Source organism: Corynebacterium sp. (assembly GCF_022712275.1).
Taxonomy (GTDB): Bacteria; Actinomycetota; Actinomycetes; order Mycobacteriales; family Mycobacteriaceae; genus Corynebacterium.
The window spans coordinates 1-19,658 of the sequence record NZ_JALAGU010000001.1 but is presented as its reverse complement, the minus strand read 5'-3'; the positions used below and the strand labels follow the sequence as shown (position 1 = coordinate 19,658).

The following is a 19,658-nucleotide window of genomic DNA, read 5'->3' as shown; positions in this document are numbered from 1 at the left end:
GGATACGGTGACGAAATAAGCCACCCCTTGTGCCCACGGGCATGAGGGGTGGCTTATTTCGTCACCGTATCCTGTGCCATGATGGTGCCCGTGAACACCAACGGAGCCTCCCCGCTGCTCGTCGTGGGACTGGGGAACCCCGGTGCCGACTACGAGGGCACCCGGCACAACATCGGCGCGACGGTCCTCGATGAACTGAGTGACCACTTCAGCGTCAACAAGAAGGTCAACGCGCACGTCGACGAGATCCGCGTGGGTGACCGCAAGGTCGTGCTGGCCAAGCCGCGCAGCTTCATGAACCTCTCCGGTGGTCCGGTGAAGGCGCTGGCCGGGTACTTCAAGGTGAAGCCCGCACAGGTCGTCGTCGTCCACGATGAGCTGGACCTCGACCTCGGTGCGGTGAAGCTGAAGAAGGGTGGCGGGCTCAACGGGCACAACGGACTCAAGGACATCGCCAAGTCGCTGGGGACGCAGGATTTCCTGCGGATCCAGGTGGGCATCGGACGCCCGCCGGGACGCATGGCCCCGGCGTCCTTCGTCCTCAGGCGTTTCTCGAGGGCTGAGCAGGCCGAGGTGCCGGTCATGTGCGCGGACGCCGCGGACCTGGTCACCGGTCTCGCCGCAGGAACGGTGACGGCATGAGCATCCTCGATACGCTGAAGAGCCTGTTCCGGCGTCCCCGGGTCGGATCCACGACGTCGAAGCAGGAGTCCGTGTGGGACGCGCTGCCCGCCGCCCAGTGGATGGTCGTCGGTCTCGGTAACCCGGGTGCGAAGTACGCTGCCACCCGACACAACATCGGCTACCGCGTGGTGGATGAACTCCTGCGCCGCCACCGGGAGCGCCTCATCGGGATTCCCGGCGTGCAGGCGAAGGTCGCGCGCACCGGTATCGATGACCACGGCATTCTGCTGGTGCGCTCTGCGACGTACATGAACGAGTCCGGTCTGGCGGTGGCACCACTGGCGACGTCCTACGCGATCCCCGTCGACCATGTCATCGCGATCCATGACGAGCTGGATCTGCCTGCCGGCAAGGTGAAGATCCGGGTCGGCGGCAACGAGAACGGGCACAACGGACTGAAGTCCATCTCCGAGAAGCTCGGGACACGGGACTACGTGCGCATCCGGGTCGGCATCGGCCGGCCTTCCGACGGGCAGTCCGTGGTCGACCATGTGCTGGGTCGCCCCGGTGACGGATCCCTGTCCCGGGAGCTGCTGGAGGATGCCGTCCGCACCACCGCGGACGCCGTGGAGATCATCGCACGACGGGGTGTGCCTGCCGCGCAGAACGAGATCCACGGGCGGTAGGGTGCTGAGGTATGGCCTCTGTTTCCCCGCTCTCCCCGCGGTCCTTCCGCAACGACCCTGATTCCTTCCTCCCCCGGGCCCTCGGTGGTTTCGTGGCGTCCCACCCGGACGCGACCTGGAACTCCGCCGGCTATATCGCCCGTCGCTCCCCGGTGGTGGATGCGTCCGGCTCGCCCGCCGTCGCCGTGATCTCCGGCGGAGGCTCCGGCCACGAACCCATGCACGCGGGCTTCCTCGGGGAAGGCATGCTCGCCGCGGCCGTCCCCGGGCTCCTGTTCACCTCCCCGAACGCGGTACAGGTCACCGAGGCGACCCGTGCCGCCGATGCCGGTCGGGGCGTGGTGCACATCGTCAAGAACTACACCGGGGACGTCATCAACTTCCGGGTCGCACGGCAGGGGCTGCCCGAGGTCGAGACCAGGGAGGTCATCGTCGCCGATGATGTCGCCACCTCCTCCGACTCCGGGCCCGGGCGCCGCGGCACCGGTGCGACGGTCCTCGTCGAGAAAGTCGCCGGGGCGTCCGCGTTCCGGGGCGACGACATCGACGAGGTCACCCGGCTGGCACGCGTGGTCGCCGAAGGTTCGCGGTCCATGGCTGCAGCCCTGACCCCCGGACACCTGCCGACGAGCGGCCGGTACACCTTCGACCTGGGTGAGGGTGAAATGGAGGTCGGCGTCGGTATCCACGGCGAGGCCGGTGTGGACCGCACCGCCGTGGCCCCCGCCCACGAGGTCGTCGCCCGGCTGGCGGGTGCGGTCGTAGAGGACCTCGGCCTGGCCGAAGGAGACCGCGTCCTCTGCCTGGTCAACGGGCTGGGCGCGACCACGAACCTCGAGCTCGACCTGGTCTTCGACGAGGTGCTGCGCTTTCTCGACGACCGGGGTGTGTCCGTGGCCCGCAGCATCGTCGGCAGCTACGTCACCTCGGTGAACATGGCCGGTGTCTCGGTCACCCTCACCCGGCTGGATGACGCCGACGGCGACACCGTCGTGGAACTGCTCGACGCCCCGACCGCCGCGCCCGCCTGGCCCGTGACGGTCGGTGTGGATCCGCAGCCGGTGGACGCCACCACGGTCGTGCCCGAGGATGCCCCGGGGACGGAGGGGTCTGCGGTGAACCGGTGGCTCACCGACTTCGTCGCCGGCGTGGTCACCTCCGTCGACGACCTCACCGAACTGGACCGGTTGGCCGGCGACGGTGACTTCGGCACGAACATGCAGGCCGCCTTCGGTGACCTGCCGAGTCCTCTCAAGGGCACGGACGCCGAGGTGCTGGCCGCACTGTCCAGTCGCCTGTTCATCCGCGCCGGCGGTACCTCAGGTGCCGTCTTCGGCACGATGTTCCGTGAGATGGCGACCACCGCCGCCCGGGGCACCTCGGCTGCACTGACCGCCGGTGAACTCGCCGAAGCCCTGACCCGCGCCTCGGACGCCGTCACCGGGCTCGGTGGCGCCAGGCCAGGCGACCGGACCATGGTTGATGCCCTCGCCCCCGCCGCCGAGGCCGCCCGGGCAGTGGCCGGGAAGGATCCGGAGGCGGACCCGGACCTCGCCGCCGTCCACGAGGCGGCCATCGCCGGTGCCAGGTCCACCGCGGAGATCACCGCGTCAAAGGGAAGGGCGTCCTACCTCGGTGAACGCGCCAAGGGCGTCATCGACCCCGGCGCACTCGTCGTGGCATGGCTCTTCGGCAACGCCGGGGAGATGAACTGACCGTGGCGAAGAAGGCGGCGGAGCCGACCCCGGTCGCCGGGGTGTACGAGGGCGACTACGGGATCATCGAGCTGGAGGCGGACCCCTACTCAGGGTCGGGCTGGCTGATCAGCATCAACGGCGTGCCCAGTTCCCACATAGAGATCGGGGCACCGAGGGACCTGGCCTTCGAATACATGCGGTGGATCGCCTCGGCGGTGCAGGCGCAGGTCAACGGTGGATTCCTGAACCCGCGCCGGATCACCCACCTCGGCGGTGGAGCATGCACCATGGCCAGGTACTTCGCGGACGTCTTCCCGGACTCGCGGAACACGGTCGTGGAACTCGACGGTGAACTGGCGAAACTGTCCCGGCAGTGGTTCGACATCCCCCGCAGCCCCCGGGTGAAGATCCGGGTCGACGACGCCCGCGAGGTCGCCGCGTCCTTCACCCCGGCCAGCCGAGACGTGATCATCCGGGATGTCTTCGCCGGAGCCGTGACCCCGGAGAGTTTCACGACCGTCAACTTCTTCACCGACTGTCACCGGGGTCTGGCCTCCGATGGTCTCTATGTCGCCAACTGCGGTGACCACTCCGACCTGCGCGGCGCGAAGGCGGAGCTGGCCGGCATGGCGGAGGTGTGGAGCCGCCTCGCGGTGATCGCCGATCCACCGATGCTCAAAGGACGCCGCTACGGCAACATCATCCTCATCGGGTCCGACGTGGAGATTGCGGAACCACCGGTCAAGGAGCTGCTCGGTGGCGGTGTGCCGGCACAATTCAAGGATGACGCCTGGGTACGAAAGTTCTTCTCCGGAGTGACACCTCGCCGGGACGCCGACTGACCTCCCGCCGGGTGTGCGTCACCGATTCCCCGCATCCGTGGCACAGAACCCCGGAATATGTGACGCAATCCCGGCGCACGGCGCGCAGCCCTCGACAAGGACACAATGAGGCCATGACTTCCACTTCTTCCCCCTCCGTCGTCCTCGGTACCTGGTCCTGGGGCTCCGGTGATGTCGGCGGCGACACCGTCTTCGGCAACCACCTCGACACCGCCGACCTGAAACCCGTGGTGGACGCCGCCATGGCCGCCGGGCTCACCCTCTTCGACACCGCACCGGTCTACGCCATGGGCGCGTCCGAGACCATCCTCGGTGAGCTCCTCGCCGGGTACGACCGGGACGTCTACCAGCTGTCCACGAAGTTCACCCCGGGTATCGCCCACCTGTACGGCGACTCCATGGAACAGATGCTGGACGCCAGCCTGGAACGGCTGCGCACCGACTACGTCGACGTCTACTGGATCCACAACCAGGACGACATCGAGTGCTGGACCCCGCAGCTCATCCCGCTGGTCAAGGAAGGGAGGATCCGGCAGGTCGGGGTCTCCAACCACAGCCTCGCCCAGATCGGGCGGGTCGAGGAGATCCTCGCCGAGAGTGGCGTCCCGCTGTCTGCGGTGCAGAACCACTACAGCCTGCTCTTCCGGGACTCCGAGACCACCGGCGTCCTGCCGTACTGCCGCGACAACGGCATCGCCTTCTGGCCGTACATGGTGCTGGAGCAGGGCGCTCTGACCGGCGCCTACGGCATCGGCAATCTGCTGCCCGAGGGCAGTGGACGGGCGGAGAAATACAACCCGGTGCTGCCGCAGCTCACCGAACTCACTGCGGCCATGGCCCGGATCGGCGAGACCCACGGCGGACTGTCCGTCGCCGAGGTCGCCACCGCCTGGGCCCGCAACCAGGGCACGCTGCCGATCATCGGGGTGACGAAGACCCGGCACATCGACTCCCAGGTCCGGGCCGCTGGTCTCACCCTCACCGACGCCGAGATCGACGAGATCGAGCAGCTCGCCGCCGCCACCGGGGTCAAGGTCCGTGGCGGCTGGGAGAAGCCGCTGCAGTAACCGGGCACCGGTGACCGGGCACTGACCGGGTAGGATGATCAGCCGTGTCAGTTACCGCCAGTTCCGTCAGTTCCGCCAGCCCGTCCACCGCCGCCGCCGAGGCGCACCGCCGCCGCACCTTCGCCGTCATCGCCCACCCCGACGCCGGTAAGTCGACGCTGACCGAGGCCCTGGCCCTGCACGCGCACGTCATCAACGAGGCCGGCGCGGTCCACGGCAAGGCGGGACGCAAGTCCACGGTCTCCGACTGGATGGAAATGGAGAAGGACCGCGGTATCTCGGTCGCCTCCTCCGCACTGCAGTTCGAGTACTCGCCCGAGGGCCACACCGGCGAGCCGTACATGATCAACCTCGTCGACACCCCCGGCCACGCCGACTTCTCCGAGGACACCTACCGCGTGCTCACCGCCGTGGACGCCGCGGTCATGCTTGTCGACGGTGCCAAGGGCCTCGAGCCGCAGACCCTGAAACTGTTCCGGGTGTGCAAGGCCCGTGGTCTGCCGATCATCACGGTGATCAACAAGTGGGACCGGCCCGGCAAGGAGCCGCTGGAGCTCGTCGACGAGATCGTCACCGAGATCGGTCTGCAGCCGACCCCGCTGTACTGGCCGGTCGGCGAGGCCGGAGACTTCCGCGGCCTGGCGAAGCTCACCGCCGACGGCGAGCCGGAGGAGTACATCCGCTTCCTGCGCACCGCCGGTGGATCCTCCATCGCCCCGGAGGAGCACTACTCCCCCGCCGAGGCCTCGGAGAAGGAGGAGAACACGTGGGACACCGCCGCCGAGGAGGCCGAATTGCTCGCCGCCGACGGTGCGGTGCACGACCAGGAACTCTTCCTCGACTGCACCACCTCTCCGCTGATCTTCGCCTCCGCGATGCTGAACTTCGGCGTCCACCAGATCCTGGACACACTGTGCGCCCTGGCCCCCGAGCCCGGTGCCCGCGAGTCCGACCCGAAAGCCGTCGAGGCCGCGGCGTCCTCCGGCGGTGCCGCGGTGGAGAAGATCCGTGCCGTGGACGAGGCGTTCTCCGGCGTGGTCTTCAAGGTCCAGGCCGGCATGGACACCCACCACCGCGACAAACTCGCCTTCATGCGCGTCGTCTCCGGACGCTTCGAGCGCGGTATGCAGGTCACTCACGCACAGTCGGGCCGCACCTTCTCCACGAAGTACGCGCTGACTGTCTTCGGCCGCGACCGCACCACCGTCGAGGACGCCTGGCCCGGCGACATCGTCGGCCTGGTCAACGCCGGCGCACTGGCCCCCGGTGACACGATCTACGCGGGACGCCGCGTCCAGTTCCGGCCGATGCCGCAGTTCGCCCCGGAGAGCTTCCGGACGCTGCGGGCGAAGACGCTCGGCAAGTACAAGCAGTTCCGTAAGGCCCTCGACCAGCTCGATTCCGAGGGCGTGGTGCAGATCCTGCGCAATGACGCCCGCGGTGACGCGAACCCGGTGATGGCCGCGGTCGGACCGATGCAGTTCGAGGTCATGCAGGCCCGGATGCTCGGCGAGTACAACGTCGAGACCGTCACCGAGCCGATCCCGTACCAGGTTGCCCGGCGTACCGACGCCGCCAGCGCCCCGGAGCTGGGACGCCAGCGCGGTGTGGAGATCTTCACCCGCACCGACGGCGAGCTCATCGCCCTGTTCGGCGACAAGTGGAAGCTCGCCTTCGTGGAGAAGGAGCACCCGGAACTCACCATGGAGCCCCTGGTCGCTGACTAGGAGTTCCCCAGCAGCTCCACCAGCCCGCGGGTCAGCGCCCCGGTCCACCCCGCCATCTCGTGACCGTGGGTGGAGATCTCGCAGGTCGCGGGCACACCGGCGTCCAGCAGAGCCTGCTGCACCGCACGGATGTGGTCGGCCATGGTGGTGCCGCCCGCGCCCGGGCGTCCCTCACCCGTCCCGGCACTGAGGTGGACGCGGATACCCTCCGGCAGGGTGCCGGCAGCGGTACGCTCCCGGATCTCCGCGGCGACCTCTCCCCCTGCCTGACCCGAGTCCCAGGCGGGGTACCAGAAGGAGCCAGAGGTGCTCACCGCATTTGCCACGGCATCCGGCCGGGTGAGGACGAGGTCCACCGCCGACAGTCCACCGAGGCTCTCTCCGGAGATGACCGTGCGCTGCGCCCGGACGGTCGGATCATGGGCTGCACCGACCTGCTCCCACGCCCACGGGATCACCCGGTCGGCGATGAGCTCCCGGTACTCCGTGGAGCGGGTGAGCAGCTCATAGCGTTCCTCGAAGGTATCGACGGCGACGACTCCGGTCCGCGGCAGGCGACCTGCAGCGTGAAGACGGCGCAACGCGGCAGGCAGGGCGGTCGCCGCCCAGTTCCGGCCGTCACTGAGGACCAGGACATACTCCGCGTCAGTCAGGTCGGCGGACCACAGGGGGCGGCCGTCGAGGGAGGCGGCCTGCCACTCCGGACGGTCAGCTGGGTCCCAGCCGCACTGCTCCGGTGCCTCCGGCATGACGAGCCTGCCGGACGCCTTCCCGAAGCCCTCAGACCAGTCGGCGGGATGCCACGCCAGATGGTCGAGCACATGCGTCACGGTCTGGCGGACCACCGTCATCCAGCGGACGCGGGAATCCGGTTCGGCGTCGAGTTGTGCGGCCAGCTCGCGGGTCACCGGCATGATCCGGTAGGACCCCACGAGATCCTCAGGCACCTCCACCGAGGCCTCCCACCGGTCTCCGACACGCACCATCCGGTGGAAGTCCGGATCATGGTGATCGTGGACGCCGGTGACGTGGAGGTGGACGCGGTCCACCCCGGGCATGTCGGTGGGAGCGGCCCAGGTGAAGGTGATCAGCACCCGGTCCAGCCTAGTCAGCGCCGCCTAGTCAGCCCAGTGCCGCAGCACGGAGGCCGTGTCGAGCACCACGCCGGCGCGGCGACCGGTCCACTGCAGGGCGAGTCGATGCTCGGTACCGGAGAAGTCGCCGAGAGCGTCGGCGACGAGGAAGGGCTGCACCCCGCCCATGAAGGACTCGACCGCGGTCACCGAGCAGCCGATGGAGGCGTAGACGCCGGTGATGACCAGCTGGTCACGGCCCAGGTCGGCGAGTTGCTCATCGAAGTCACTGTAGGCGTAGGCGGAGTAGCGCCACTTGGTGAGGATGCGGTCGCCCTCGACCGGGGCGACCTCGTCGATGATCTGCGCTCCTTCGGGGTTGCCGGTGAGTCCTGGACCCCACCAGTCGTTGAGCAGGGCGCGCTTCTCCACCGGCTGGTCGGAGGGCTGGGCCGTGTAGAAGACCGGGATCCCCGCGGCCCGAGCCCGGGCAATGAGCCGCCCGGTGTTCGGGATGAGACTGGACAGCGGCTCGGACGCCGGGTCGAAGGGGCGCAGGAAGTGCCGCTGCATGTCGTGGACCAGCAGCGCGCAGCGCGAGGGGTCGGGGGTCCAGTCGACGACCGGCTCCGGCCAGGCGTCCGGCAGGTCGTAGGAGATGAGGTCAGGCAGTTCAGTGGCCATGGATGAGCTCCTTCGCCGGGACGATGCCCAGCCCTTCGAGGATGGTGCGCAGTTTCGCGCCGGTCTCGGTGTACTCGGAGTCCGGGTCGGAGCCGTCGACGATGCCGGCACCGGCCCAGGCGGTCACGCGGTCGCCGTCAAACTCGGCGGCACGGATGGAGACGACCCAGTCGCCGTCGCCGTCGGCGTCGCACCAGCCGGCGGTCCCGGCGAAGTAGCGGCGGTCGGCGGACTCGAGATCGTGGATCCGGTCCATGGCGTCACGGGTGGGGACGCCGGCGACCGCAGGAGTGGGGTGCAGCAGACGCGCCAGGGAGAGGGCGTCCACCCCCTCGGCCGAAGGATCCTTGAGTCGACCGGTGATCCGGGTGCCGAGGTGCCACATCTTGTCGGTGGGCAGCAGTTCCGGCTGGTCCGGGACCTCGAGCTCCGCACACCACGGTGCGAGGGTCTCGGCGATCATGTCGACGACGAAGGCGTGCTCGTAGTGGTCCTTCGGCGAGCCGGTGAGCCCCCTGGCACGACGACGGTCTTCCACCAGGTCACTGCTGCGCGGCACGGAACCGGCCAGCGGGTGGCTGATGATCCGGTCACCGCGACGGGAGATCAGCAGTTCGGGGCTGGCACCGAGGAAGGCCTGCGCCCCGCCGAGCGGGACGGAGAAGACCCAGGCGTTGCGGTTACGGGCGGTCAGCCGGCGCAGCAGGGACTCCCACTCGGGGCGTTCATCCAGGGTGGCACGTACGGCGCGGCCCAGGACGACCTTGTCGAGGTCGTTCGCCTGCACCAGGGTGTCGAGGGCGGACCGGACGGCGCCGGTGTAGGCGTCCTCCACTCCCGGGTCGACGGCGACCGGGTGGACGCCGCCACCGGTGAACTCCGGGCCTACCCCGACGGCGAGGGTGCCGGGCGTCAGCGGCACGTCGGTGGCGTAGAGCCGGTCACCGGTGCCGGTGCGGTGGTCGAAGGGCAGGGCGCCGACGACGGTACGTCCGGGTTCCCACTCCGCGATCGGGCTGAGGTGCCCCGAGGGGACGTGGATTCCGGTGGTGCCCCGGCGGAACGAGAAGTCGCCGCGGCGTGAAGGTGCGAGGGGCTTCAACAACGGATCAGGCATGGAGAGTGGCTCCTCCGTCGACGTATATCTCCTGGAGCACGACGTGCCGCGCCTCCGGAGAGGAGAGGAAGACGACGACTTCGGCGACGTCGTCGGCGGTGGCGATACGGCCGAGCGGGATGCCCAGCCGGGCGGTGGCGAGGTCGCCACCGAGGACGCGGGCTTTACCGGCGACCGGGTCGTCGCCCCAGTAGTCGCGCTGCATGGCTGTATCGGTGGACCCCGGGTTCACGACATTGCAGCGGATCCCCTCGGCCGCGACCTCGAGTCCGAGACTGCGGGTCACGGCGGAGGCGGCGGCCTTGGAGGCGGCGTAGACACCCATGCCGTGGCGGGGGATGCCGGCGGCGTTGGAGGCGATGACGGTGATCGCCCGGTCGGTCAGTGCGTTCTCCCCCTGCCGTCCCTGCGCCGTCATGACGCGCGCGGCGGCCCGGGTGACGAGGAAGGTACCGCGGGCATTGACGGCGAAGACGCGGTCGAAATCGTCGGTCCCTGTCTCGGCGACGAAGACACCGGGACCGAGGACGCCGGCACCGTGGACGACACGGGTGACCCGACCTGCCTCAGCGGCGGCGGCAAACAGGGCGGTGACCGCGTCTTCGTCGGAGACATCACAGGTCACGGTACGGATATCGGCGAAAGCCGGGAGGTTGCCGACGGCGGAGGCGAGGGCCCCCGGGTCACGGTCGGCGAGAATCAGGGTGGACGGTCGGTCAGTACGGTCGAGGAGCAGTCTCGCGACTGCGGTCCCCATACCTCCGGCAGCGCCGGTGACTACAGCAACATCACTCACGACAGGTGAGGCTAACTTATCGATCTACCCCCGACCAAGCCCCGGTGAAACATGTCACAGAAAATGTGCTGCACCGAGTGCCATGAGCATCACGGCGGCCAGCACACCGGCGGTCCGGGCCACCGCGACACTGTTCTGCCTCATCCGCTCGAACTGGCGTCCCACCCAGGACGCCGGGCGCACCCGGACATAGCCGACCGCCAACGCCGTAATGAACGGCAGGCTCAGTGCGACACCGGCATAGCCGATCATGCCGATGTACCGGGTCGCGACACTGAAGTCCCCGGCGCTCATCACCAAAATGCCGGCGAAGAAGGGGCCGGAGGTCGCGGACTGGACCAGGCCGAGGACGACACCGGTACCGAGCGTCGCCAGGGTCGGCGTACGGAGCGGTCCCAGAATCCGCTCGACGAGAGCGGAACTGTCCCCCTTCCCCAGCAGAGCCATCATGCCGATGAACCAGCCGGTGACGACGAGCAGGATACCGAAGACCGGGGAGTCGACGAAAGTGGACACCGCGTCCCCGATCCCGTCGAAGACCAGCAGAGAGAGCAGGGCGAGCACGAGGACCCCGAGCCAGTCACCGAAGACCAGTAAGGTGGCGATACGCGCGTAGTCGCCGCGACGGCCACCGTGCCTGTCGTGCCTGTCGTGCCTGCCGTGCCTGCCGTGCCTGCCGCCGGAAGCGACCGGCAGCATGACGCCGACGGCGACGATCACACCGATCAACAGGACGTTGAGGGTGTCGACCAGGGCGTAGGACATCACGTGCAGCACGCAGGACAGCCTACAGGCCGACTGCCGTTGCCAGGGTTCTCCGAGGGTCCGTACAGTACTACTCTCATATCCATGCATCCGATGTGCAAGATTGCACCCGATGTGCAAGAATCTCCGGCATGGCTAAATTCCTCTACCGGATCGGACGATCCGCATACCTTCACCGATGGCGGTTCATCGCCGTCTGGATCCTGATTCTCGTCGGTGCCGGCTCCGCCGCCGCCGGCCTGATGAAGAACACCTCCGAGTCGATGACCATCCCGGGCCTCGAGTCACTGGAGACCAATGACAAGGTCATGGAGATCTTCGGCGGGGACGACTCCCTCGAGGCGCCCACCGGAACCGTCGTCGTCCGTGCCCCCGAGGGGCAGTCCCTCGAGGACACGGACGTCAAGGCCGACCTGGACGCGCTCATCGCCGACCTGCAGGGCAGCGACAAGCTCAAGGACACCGACGGGATCGTCGACCCGGTGACCGCTGCCGCCGCCATGGAACAGCAGCTCACCGAGGCGAAGACCCCGCAGCTCAAGGCCCAGGGCCTGAGTGACGAGGAGATCACCGCCGCGATCGACGCCGACCTCGCCGACCTCTCCCCGGTCAGCGAGGACGGTCGGACAGGTACGTTCACGGTCACGCTCAACGCGGACAACATGCAGGACATCAGCACCGAAGATGTCGATGCTGTCACGGAGCTCATCGACTCCGACAAGACCGACAACCTGGACATCGCCTACAACGGCAACGCCTTCCAGACCATGGAGGTCGGCGGCTCGTCCGAGCTCATCGGTATGGCCGTCGCTGCCGTGGTCCTCATCGTGACCTTCGGCTCGTTCGTCGCCGCGGGCCTGCCTCTGCTCTCCGCCATCGTCGGCGTAGGCACCGGAATGCTGCTCATCTATGCCGGTACCGGCCTGACCGACACGATCAACTCGACCACCCCGACCCTGGCCACGATGATCGGCCTGGCCGTCGGTATCGACTACGCCCTGTTCATCGTCTCGAGATTCCGCAACGAACTCATCGCCAAGGTCAAGGGCGAGGACCTCGAACCGAAGGACCTCGCCGCCAAGTTCAAGGAACTCTCGGCCCACGAGCGGGCACACCTCGCCGGACTCGCGGTCGGCAAGGCCGGCTCCGCCGTGGTCTTCGCCGGCCTGACGGTGCTCATCGCCCTCGCCGCGCTCTCCATCATCAACATCCCGTTCCTCACCGCGATGGCCCTGGCCGCGGCACTCACCGTCGCCATCGCCGTCCTCGTGGCACTCACCTTCCTGCCGGCCGTCCTCGGCGCCGTGGGAACCAAGGTCTTCGCCGCCCGTGCCCCGTGGGTCAAGGCCCCGGACCCCGAGAGCGAGAAGCCGACCATGGGCCTCAAGTGGGTCCGCCAGGTCCGTAAGCGCCCGATCGTCTTCCTCGGTGCGTCCGTCATCGCCCTGCTCCTGCTCGCCACCCCCGTGCTGAACATGCGCCTGGCCATGCCCACCGACGGCACCGCCAACGTCGGCAGCCCGCAGCGCACCGCCTACGAGTGGATCGACGAGGACTTCGGAGCGGGACGCAACGCCCCGCTCATCGCCCTCGTGGACGGCAACGGCCAGGACGCCGAGACCGCTCAGGCGTCCTTCTCCGAGGCCGTCACCGAGATCAACGAGCTCGACGGCGTCAAGCACGCCCAGCTCACCCAGATGACCGACGACGCCAGCTACGCGCAGATCCTCATCACCCCGACCACCGGGGCGACCGACGAGGTGACCAGCGAAACCCTGGAGGACCTCCGCACCCTGGAGGAGACCTACTCCGACAACACCGGCGCCTCCTTCGCCGTCACCGGTGTCACCGCCATCTACGACGACATCTCCGACCGCCTGTCGGAGGTGCTCATCCCCTACATCGCCATCGTGGTGGTGCTGGCGTTCATCCTGCTGATGATCGTCTTCCGCTCGCTGTGGGTGCCGCTGATCGCGGCCCTCGGCTTCGCCCTGTCGGTGGCAGCCACCTTCGGTGTCACCGTCGGCATCTGGCAGGAGGGCTGGTTCGGCATCACCGACGACCCGCAGCCGCTGCTGTCCTTCCTGCCGATCATGCTGATCGGTATCGTCTTCGGACTCGCGATGGACTACCAGGTGTTCCTGGTGACCCGTATGCGCGAGGGCTACGTCCACGGTAAGACCGCGGGCAACGCCGTCTCCAACGGCTTCAAGCACGGTGCCCGCGTGGTCACTGCCGCCGCGCTGATCATGATGTCCGTGTTCTCCGCGTTCATCCTCATGGATGAGGCACTGATCAAGGTGATGGGCTCCGCCCTGGCCCTGGCCGTCTTCTTCGACGCCTTCATCGTCCGCATGACCATCGTCCCGGCCACCCTGTTCCTGCTCGGTGACCGCGCCTGGACGCTGCCGAAGTGGCTGGACAAGATCCTGCCCAAGGTGGACGTCGAGGGCGAGGGCCTCACCGGTGAGGACGCTGACGCGATCCTCGGAGGCAAGGACGAGGACAAGAAGGAAAAGGCCGAGACCGGTGTCTGAAAAGACTCATGAACCCGTGCTGTCACTCCGGGAGCAGAAGAAGGAGGAGACCCGACGTGCGCTGTCCCGGGCCGCCGCCGAACTGCTTCTCGCCGAGGGCACCGAGAACATGACTGTCGCCGCGATCGCGGAGAAGGCGGGAGTGTCCACCCGGACCTTCCACAACTACTTCCCGCGTCGCGAAGACGCCCTGCTCCTCTTCATCGAGGACACCTTCAACGAATGGTGTCACCAGGTGGAGCTGGCTCCCGAGGGTGAACACCCGCTGGACACCATGCACCGTCTCATCGGTGACCGTATCGGCGGCGGCAGCCACCCGGAGGACGACCCGGAGAACCCCGGTTCCCTGCTCAACCTCATGACCATCGGTGAGCAGCTCCACATGACCACCGGTTCACGGGACAAGGCTCTGGTCCGGCACGTCGCCGACGGACTGCTGGAGACCCTCTACGGTCGTCCCGGACACGGGTTGACCCGGCAGGGTATGGCGATGCTGCTCCTCTCCTCGCTGGCTGCCGGAGCCCTGGCAGTGGAGCCCACCCGACGCGACACCGTCGCCGGCAGCTGCACGCAGATGCCGCCCTGGGCATGGCTCGGCGAGGACGATGCACAGGACGCGTCCTCCCGGCTCGACCGTAATTTCCGGCTGCTGCGCACCGGCTTCGGCGGGTAGCAGGCACCACGGACGATCCTGACCGGGGGAGCGGAGAGAGCCGCTCCTCCGGTTTCTTCTGTGCGGGCCTTTCTTTCTGCCCGGTTCTTTCACTGACGCGCCCCACCGGACGGTGTAACGTAACCACCCGTACAGATTCTCAGGGCGGGGTGGAATTCCCCACCGGCGGTGAAAGCCCGCGAGCGCCACCTCCACCAGGTGGGTCCAGCAGATCCGGTGTGATTCCGGAGCCGACGGTCACAGTCCGGACGGGAGAGAAAGGCTGGACACCTCATGTCCGGATCATTGTTCACCTCATTACTCGACGCACAGTGGACCATCGGCGACACCGCCATCCTCTGGCGTGAGATCATCGGCAACGGCTTCGGCATCGCCTCAGCGGTCGGCGGCATGCGCCGCGTCGTCTGGGCCTGGCCCGTCGGCATCATCGGCAATGTCCTGCTGTTCACCGTTTTCCTCGGCGGTGTCTTCCACACCCCCCAGGACCTGGACCTCTACGGACAGGCCGGACGCCAGGTCATGTTCCTCATCGTCAGCACCTACGGCTGGTACCAGTGGCAGAAGGCGAAGACGGCCGGGATGCGGGAACCGGAGCAGACCGCCCCCTCCCGCTCCATCGTCACCGAGCCGGCCACCACCTACGAGGCCGTCCAACCGCACTGGGCTTCGGCGAAGGAACGGCTGTTCATGCTCGTCGTCGCCGTGGTCGGCACCTGCGGTTTCGCCTGGATCTTCTCGACCCTCGGTTCCTGGGGCCCCTGGTCGGATGCCTGGATCTTCACCGGCTCCCTGCTCGCCACCCTCGGCATGGCCCGCGGCTGGACCGAGTTCTGGCTCATCTGGATCGCCGTCGACCTGGTCGGCGTCCCTCTGTTGTTCTCGGCGGGCTACTACCCCAGCGCAGTGCTCTACCTCGTGTACGCCGCGTTCGTCATCTGGGGCTTCGCGGTGTGGCTGAAGGTGCAGCGTGAGACTCAGGCGCGCGAAAGGGTCGAGGGGCCGTCGACAGTCCCCGCCACCGCGTCCCGCGCGTCCGGAACAACTGGGGTGAATGCAAGTCACCAAGGCTGACGAACCCCGTTGACTAGGGAACATGAATATCCGGCGTACTGGATATGTCGGCCCGACTGCCGTAAAGTGCGCGGGGTATATTGATCGGTTCCGCACGCCTCCTCGTCGCGGGCCGTCCACGTGGAGGAGGAAGCCCCGTAGTGACAACCATGAGAAATGTCGGCGAAGACAGCGCCGTCGACGTGACCGACCGGGCAGCGACTGACGGGACTGCGTCGGTCACCTCCTCGGTCCGTCTCAGCGGCCTGCCCGTCCGGATTCTCAACTACCTCGTCAAGCCGCGCTGGTGGTTCGAGATCGCGATGATCTACGGCATCTACGCCGTGTACTCGCTGATCCGCAACGGCGTCCACGATGTCGAGGAGAAGGCCTTCTCCAACGGCCAGTGGATCCTCGACGTCGAGGACAAGCTCGGTCTGGCCTGGGAGCGTGGGCTCAACACCTTCCTGGACAACACGCCCTCGGTGGCGGCGGTATGCGCGGTGGTCTATGCGTCGCTCCACTTCGTCGTGACACCGGGAACGCTGGTCTGGCTCTATGTGAAGCACCACCGTCACTACCGCTTCACCAGCACCGTCCTGATCCTCACCACCTGCCTGGCCCTCGTCGGCTTCTACACCCTGCCGACCGCGCCGCCGCGGATGTTCGGCAACGAAGGTTTCGTCGACATCATGGCGAAGACCGGCTCGTGGGGCTGGTGGCCGGAGTCCGGCACCCCGGCCTCGGACAACATCTCGAATCAGTTCGCTGCCATGCCGTCACTGCACTGCGCCTGGGCGACCTTCTGCGGCATCGTCATCGTGATGTACACGAAGAACCACATCGTGCGCGTCCTCGGCGCCCTGTACCCAGTCCTCACCTACTTCGTGGTGATGGGCACCGCGAACCACTACCTGCTCGACATCGTCGGCGGCCTGGTCACCCTCCTCGCCGGCTTCATCCTGACCTGGCTGCTGCGGATGGCCTGGCGGGCCTACCTGGCCCGGCACCTCGATCCCCGGATCGTCACCCAGCTCTCCGAGAAGGGCGCCGCCTAGCACCTCGGAAGCTCAGCGCTCCGGCAGCTCATCGAGCACAGCCCGGATCTCCGCACGGACGCCGTCTCCGATCTCCGCCAGTGTCGCGGGGACGAAGGCGGCGTCCTTCGTCTTGTCGACGAGCACTGCCCGCACACCTTCCGCGAAATCTGGCAGTTGCCGGGCACGGCAGCCCAGGGCGAACTCCGCGTCCAGCGCTTCGCGCAGGGTGTGTCGCGACGAGTACTCCAGCAGCGCGGCCATCGCCTCCAGGGAGCTCGGGCTCGCCGGTGCCAGGAGTTCCCGGGTCAGCGACGCGGTGGCATCGGTGTCGTCCTGAAGGCGGGTGGCGATCTCCTGCCACTGGAGACCGCCCATGATCTCGACGATGCGTCCTGCCATGTCCGACAGTGCAGACTCCGGGTACTCCGACCCGTGGACCGCGCTGGCGAAGGCCGCGTCCGCACCCTCGGCGAAAAGCAGGTCGGCGAAGGTGTCGGCGTCAGCCACCAGGTGGGTGGCCAGCCCGGTCCACAGCAGATCACCTGCGGTCAGTCGGTAGGCGGTCGCGGCGAGCCACAGTCCGAGTTCCAGGGAAGGGCTCCCCTCCTCCGACTGCGTCGGCAGGTGGGTGAAGACGTGGGAGATACCGACGTCGGTGATGAACCCGATGGCCGCCTCCGGCATCGACGCCCAGGTCTTCGGGGTGATGACGCGGTGCGTCGCATGCATGGACACCCCCATGCCGCCGCCCATGGTGATCCCGTCGAGCAGGACGATGACGGGCTTGGGGAAGGTGGCGATCGCATGGTTGACGTCGTACTCCTCGAGGAAGAACGCGTCCCCCTGCTCCCGATCCCCCGCCAGGTCACTCTCCCGCACCGAGCGCACGTCCCCGCCCGAGCAGAAGGCCTTCGGGGACGCCGACCGGATGAGAACCTGCCGGATGCCGTCATCCGTGGCGAAGCGTTCGAGGGCGGCGGCGATGCCACGGATCATGGCGAGGTTCAGGGCATTGAGGGCGCGGGGCCGGTCCAGGGTGATGACGCCGGTGGTGCCGGCGCCGGTGCCGAGGACGGCGACAGTGATGTCAGATTCAGTCATGGCCCCCATGGTGACACAGGTCACCGGAGCAGTGGAATGAACGGCAGTTCGGCATCTTGAGGTGAATGTCGGAAACCTGTGCGCTGCATCATGTTTTGTTTGCTACAGTGAGGCACATCACCAGCGCCGGGCGCCCGGCCCGAGCCCCATGAAGGGACCCATGATGACCACCGCCAGTTCCAGCACCTCGACCGTCGAACTCGACCCCGCCGTGCAGTCCGTCGGCCATATGCTCCGTCGTCGCGTCGCCGCCACGCCGGACCGTCGCGCCTACAGCTTCCCGACCGAGGACGGCACCTGGGACGTCGTCAGCTGGGAACAGCTCGGCATCCAGGCGGCAGAGGTCGGCGCAGGTCTCATCACGCTCGATGTACAGCCCGAGGACCGCGTCGCCATCGCCAGCACGACCCGCTTCGAGTGGGTCCTGGCCAACTACGGGATCATGGACGCCTCGGCGGCCACCGTCACCGTCTATCCCACCAGCATCGCCGACGACGTGCAGTTCATCCTCGACGATTCCGATGCGAAGGTCGTCTTCGTGGAGGACGCCGAGCAGCTCGCCAAGGTCTCCGACCTGCGCGACCAGCTGCCCAAGGTCGAGCACGTCGTCCTGATGACCGGCCGCATCCCCGAGGGCTCCGACACCTCCTGGGTGCTCACCATGATCGACCTGCGCCACCGTGGCGTCCTCGCGCTGCGCGATAACCCCGCCCTCGTCGACGAGCGGGTGGACGCCACGACGATGGAGCATCTGGCCACCCTGATCTACACCTCGGGAACCACCGGGCGTCCCAAGGGCGTCCGACTGCCTCACCGGGTGTGGGTCTTCGAGGCGTACACCGCCGAGGCCACCTCGAGGGCCGCCGGCGACGAACTCCTGACCATCGACGACAAGCAGTTCCTGTGGCTGCCACTGGCGCACGTCATGGGCAAGCTGTTCATGGTGCTGCCACTGCATTTCGGATTCGAGACCGCCGTCGACGGCCGGATCGAGAGGATCGTCGACAACCTTGCGGAAGTGAAGCCGACATTCATGGCGTCCGCCCCACGCGTCTTCGAGAAGGCCTACAACGGCGTCGAGGCGGCCATGGTCGACAAGGGCGGCGTCACCGAGAAGCTGTACCGGTGGGCAGTGGAGAAGGGCGGCACCGTCTTCGACGCGGACCACGGGGTCGGACACGCCAGCGCCTTCACCCGCTGGCAGGCGAAGCTCGGCGACAGGATCGTCCTGTCCAAGGTCCGGGAGCGCTTCGGCGGTCGTGCCCGCTTCTTCATCTCCGGCTCCGCCGCACTGAACCCCGAGATCGGTCGCTGGTTCGGCGCGGTCGGTATGCCGGTGCTCGAGGGCTACGGTCTCACCGAGTCCAGTGCCGGCACCTGCCTGACCCAGCCCACGCAGTACCGCACCGGCTACGTGGGGCGCCCCCTCAATGGTCTCGAGGCGAAGGTGGACAGTGACGGCGAGCTGCTGCTGCGCGGCCCCTCGATCATGGACGGCTACCACAACAATCCGGAGGCCACCGCCGAGGTCTTCACCGAGGACGGCTTCTTCCGCACCGGTGACATCGCCGAGATCGACGACCAGGGTCGGGTGCGCATCACCGACCGCAAGAAGGAACTGTTCAAGACCTCGAACGGTAAGTACGTCGCCCCCGCCCTCATCGAGTCAACGTTCCGCGGCCTGTGCCCGGTGGCCAGCCAGATGGTCGTCATCGGCAACAACCGGAAGTACGTCAGTGCGCTGATCACCCTTGACGAGGCCGCGATCACCGGGTGGGCGGAGAAGGCCGGGATCAGCGGCAGTTACAAGGAGATCGTCGCTTCGCCGCAGGTCCACGGGTTGATCGGCGGCTACGTCGACGAGCTCAACGCCACGCTGAACCGGTGGGAGCAGATCAAGACCTACAGGATCCTCCCGCGCGACCTCGCGGTGGAGCGCCAGGAGATCACCCCGTCGCTGAAGCTGCGGCGCAAGGTCATCGCCGAGCACTTCGGCTACGAGATCGAGTCGCTGTACCCGGAGTAGGGACGGCTACTTCTTCTTGTTCTGCTTGTTCTTCTTGTTCTTCTTCGCCTCGACCCTGGACTTCTCCAGGTCTCCGGCGACGTCGGGGACGTAGCGGAACTCGGTACGCGGGGGGCGCTCGTAGGTCGAGTCCCCTTCGGGGCGGGCGGGGAT

17 protein-coding genes, 1 pseudogene and 1 riboswitch are annotated in these 19,658 nt (G+C 67.7%); of the genes and pseudogenes, 11 read left to right on the top strand and 7 right to left on the bottom strand.

Going from position 1 to position 19,658, the window contains the following annotated elements; translation table 11 throughout:
• Window positions 1–81 precede the first annotated feature (81 nt).
• From pth (Q0A27_RS00090) to Q0A27_RS00065, 6 genes are all read left to right on the top strand, one after another.
• Entirely contained in the window at window positions 82–642 is a 561-nt protein-coding gene (gene pth / locus Q0A27_RS00090) for an aminoacyl-tRNA hydrolase (protein ID WP_291473059.1), read from the top strand.
• Window positions 639–1,310 carry an aminoacyl-tRNA hydrolase gene (pth, locus tag Q0A27_RS00085; RefSeq protein WP_291473058.1) on the top strand — a complete coding sequence of 224 codons (672 nt, stop codon included), beginning with the start codon at window positions 639–641 and terminating at the stop codon, window positions 1,308–1,310. The genes pth (Q0A27_RS00090) and pth (Q0A27_RS00085) overlap by 4 nt, the downstream gene beginning before the upstream one ends.
• A gap of 11 nt (window positions 1,311–1,321) precedes the next feature.
• Window positions 1,322–3,025 (top strand): dihydroxyacetone kinase subunit DhaL, encoded by a 1,704-nt coding sequence (dhaL, locus tag Q0A27_RS00080; protein ID WP_291473057.1) that lies wholly within the window; start codon window positions 1,322–1,324, stop codon window positions 3,023–3,025.
• Window positions 2,992–3,849 (top strand): spermidine synthase, encoded by an 858-nt coding sequence (locus Q0A27_RS00075; RefSeq protein ID WP_291473056.1) that lies wholly within the window; start codon window positions 2,992–2,994, stop codon window positions 3,847–3,849. Before dhaL ends, Q0A27_RS00075 begins: the two co-directional genes overlap by 34 nt.
• Window positions 3,850–3,962: 113 nt before the next feature.
• The gene (locus Q0A27_RS00070) at window positions 3,963–4,916 is read left to right on the top strand and encodes an aldo/keto reductase (protein WP_291473055.1); all 954 of its coding nucleotides are present in this window, start codon (window positions 3,963–3,965) and stop codon (window positions 4,914–4,916) included.
• 44 nt (window positions 4,917–4,960) lie between these two features.
• Window positions 4,961–6,643, top strand: a complete 1,683-nt coding sequence (locus Q0A27_RS00065) for a peptide chain release factor 3 (RefSeq protein ID WP_291473054.1) — start codon at window positions 4,961–4,963, stop codon at window positions 6,641–6,643.
• Here Q0A27_RS00065 and Q0A27_RS00060 read toward each other — a convergent pair.
• The 5 genes from Q0A27_RS00060 to Q0A27_RS00040 are packed head-to-tail and all read right to left on the bottom strand — an operon-like array spanning window position 6,640 to window position 11,090.
• Entirely contained in the window at window positions 6,640–7,737 is a 1,098-nt protein-coding gene (locus Q0A27_RS00060; protein WP_291473053.1) for an alpha/beta hydrolase-fold protein, read from the bottom strand. The two genes, Q0A27_RS00065 and Q0A27_RS00060, sit on opposite strands and share 4 nt — an antisense overlap.
• A gap of 24 nt (window positions 7,738–7,761) precedes the next feature.
• Window positions 7,762–8,400: an isochorismatase family protein gene (locus tag Q0A27_RS00055; RefSeq protein ID WP_291473052.1), complete on the bottom strand. Its 639-nt coding sequence runs from the start codon at window positions 8,398–8,400 to the stop codon at window positions 7,762–7,764.
• Window positions 8,390–9,517, bottom strand: coding sequence for an isochorismate synthase MenF (locus Q0A27_RS00050; RefSeq protein ID WP_291473051.1), 1,128 nt, complete (start codon window positions 9,515–9,517; stop codon window positions 8,390–8,392). The genes Q0A27_RS00055 and Q0A27_RS00050 overlap by 11 nt, the downstream gene beginning before the upstream one ends.
• Window positions 9,510–10,313, bottom strand: coding sequence for an SDR family oxidoreductase (locus Q0A27_RS00045; RefSeq protein ID WP_291473050.1), 804 nt, complete (start codon window positions 10,311–10,313; stop codon window positions 9,510–9,512). Before Q0A27_RS00045 ends, Q0A27_RS00050 begins: the two co-directional genes overlap by 8 nt.
• Window positions 10,314–10,367: 54 nt before the next feature.
• The gene (locus tag Q0A27_RS00040) at window positions 10,368–11,090 is read right to left on the bottom strand and encodes a hypothetical protein (protein WP_291473049.1); all 723 of its coding nucleotides are present in this window, start codon (window positions 11,088–11,090) and stop codon (window positions 10,368–10,370) included.
• Window positions 11,091–11,209: 119 nt separating this feature from the next.
• Between Q0A27_RS00040 and Q0A27_RS00035 the strand changes: the two genes are divergently transcribed.
• The 4 genes from Q0A27_RS00035 to Q0A27_RS00020 all read left to right on the top strand — a co-directional run bounded on the left by Q0A27_RS00035 (window position 11,210) and on the right by Q0A27_RS00020 (window position 16,396).
• Window positions 11,210–13,615 carry an MMPL family transporter gene (locus tag Q0A27_RS00035; RefSeq protein WP_291473048.1) on the top strand — a complete coding sequence of 802 codons (2,406 nt, stop codon included), beginning with the start codon at window positions 11,210–11,212 and terminating at the stop codon, window positions 13,613–13,615.
• A 16-nt stretch (window positions 13,616–13,631) separates the two neighbouring features.
• Window positions 13,632–14,288, top strand: a complete 657-nt coding sequence (locus Q0A27_RS00030) for a TetR/AcrR family transcriptional regulator (protein ID WP_291473061.1) — start codon at window positions 13,632–13,634, stop codon at window positions 14,286–14,288.
• A gap of 131 nt (window positions 14,289–14,419) precedes the next feature.
• Window positions 14,420–14,552: riboswitch (FMN riboswitch) on the top strand.
• 9 nt (window positions 14,553–14,561) lie between these two features.
• On the top strand, window positions 14,562–15,359 hold the full coding sequence (locus Q0A27_RS00025) for a nicotinamide mononucleotide transporter family protein (protein WP_291473047.1): 798 nt from the start codon (window positions 14,562–14,564) through the stop codon (window positions 15,357–15,359).
• A gap of 149 nt (window positions 15,360–15,508) precedes the next feature.
• On the top strand, window positions 15,509–16,396 hold the full coding sequence (locus Q0A27_RS00020) for a phosphatase PAP2 family protein (protein ID WP_291473060.1): 888 nt from the start codon (window positions 15,509–15,511) through the stop codon (window positions 16,394–16,396).
• Between the two features lie 12 nt (window positions 16,397–16,408).
• Here Q0A27_RS00020 and Q0A27_RS00015 read toward each other — a convergent pair whose 3' ends face one another.
• Entirely contained in the window at window positions 16,409–17,479 is a 1,071-nt protein-coding gene (locus tag Q0A27_RS00015; RefSeq protein ID WP_291473046.1) for an enoyl-CoA hydratase/isomerase family protein, read from the bottom strand.
• Between the two features lie 163 nt (window positions 17,480–17,642).
• Here Q0A27_RS00015 and Q0A27_RS00010 point away from each other — a divergent pair, with 163 nt between their 5' ends.
• Window positions 17,643–19,505, top strand: a complete 1,863-nt coding sequence (locus Q0A27_RS00010) for a long-chain fatty acid--CoA ligase (protein ID WP_291473045.1) — start codon at window positions 17,643–17,645, stop codon at window positions 19,503–19,505.
• A 6-nt stretch (window positions 19,506–19,511) separates the two neighbouring features.
• On the opposite strand, the pseudogene Q0A27_RS00005 reads toward Q0A27_RS00010, so the two are convergent.
• Window positions 19,512–19,658: pseudogene (locus Q0A27_RS00005) on the bottom strand (polyphosphate kinase 2); the annotation flags it as partial.

Coding starts and splice junctions, on each gene's coding strand:
- pth (WP_291473059.1), top strand. CDS start 82: ATGGTGCCCGTGAACACCAACGGAGCCTCCCCGCTGCTCGTCGTGGGA.
- pth (WP_291473058.1), top strand. CDS start 639: ATGAGCATCCTCGATACGCTGAAGAGCCTGTTCCGGCGTCCCCGGGTC.
- dhaL (WP_291473057.1), top strand. CDS start 1,322: ATGGCCTCTGTTTCCCCGCTCTCCCCGCGGTCCTTCCGCAACGACCCT.
- Q0A27_RS00075 (WP_291473056.1), top strand. CDS start 2,992: ATGGCTCTTCGGCAACGCCGGGGAGATGAACTGACCGTGGCGAAGAAG.
- Q0A27_RS00070 (WP_291473055.1), top strand. CDS start 3,963: ATGACTTCCACTTCTTCCCCCTCCGTCGTCCTCGGTACCTGGTCCTGG.
- Q0A27_RS00055 (WP_291473052.1), bottom strand. CDS start 8,400: ATGGCCACTGAACTGCCTGACCTCATCTCCTACGACCTGCCGGACGCC.
- Q0A27_RS00050 (WP_291473051.1), bottom strand. CDS start 9,517: ATGCCTGATCCGTTGTTGAAGCCCCTCGCACCTTCACGCCGCGGCGAC.
- Q0A27_RS00035 (WP_291473048.1), top strand. CDS start 11,210: ATGGCTAAATTCCTCTACCGGATCGGACGATCCGCATACCTTCACCGA.
- Q0A27_RS00025 (WP_291473047.1), top strand. CDS start 14,562: ATGTCCGGATCATTGTTCACCTCATTACTCGACGCACAGTGGACCATC.
- Q0A27_RS00020 (WP_291473060.1), top strand. CDS start 15,509: ATGAGAAATGTCGGCGAAGACAGCGCCGTCGACGTGACCGACCGGGCA.
- Q0A27_RS00015 (WP_291473046.1), bottom strand. CDS start 17,479: ATGACTGAATCTGACATCACTGTCGCCGTCCTCGGCACCGGCGCCGGC.
- Q0A27_RS00010 (WP_291473045.1), top strand. CDS start 17,643: ATGACCACCGCCAGTTCCAGCACCTCGACCGTCGAACTCGACCCCGCC.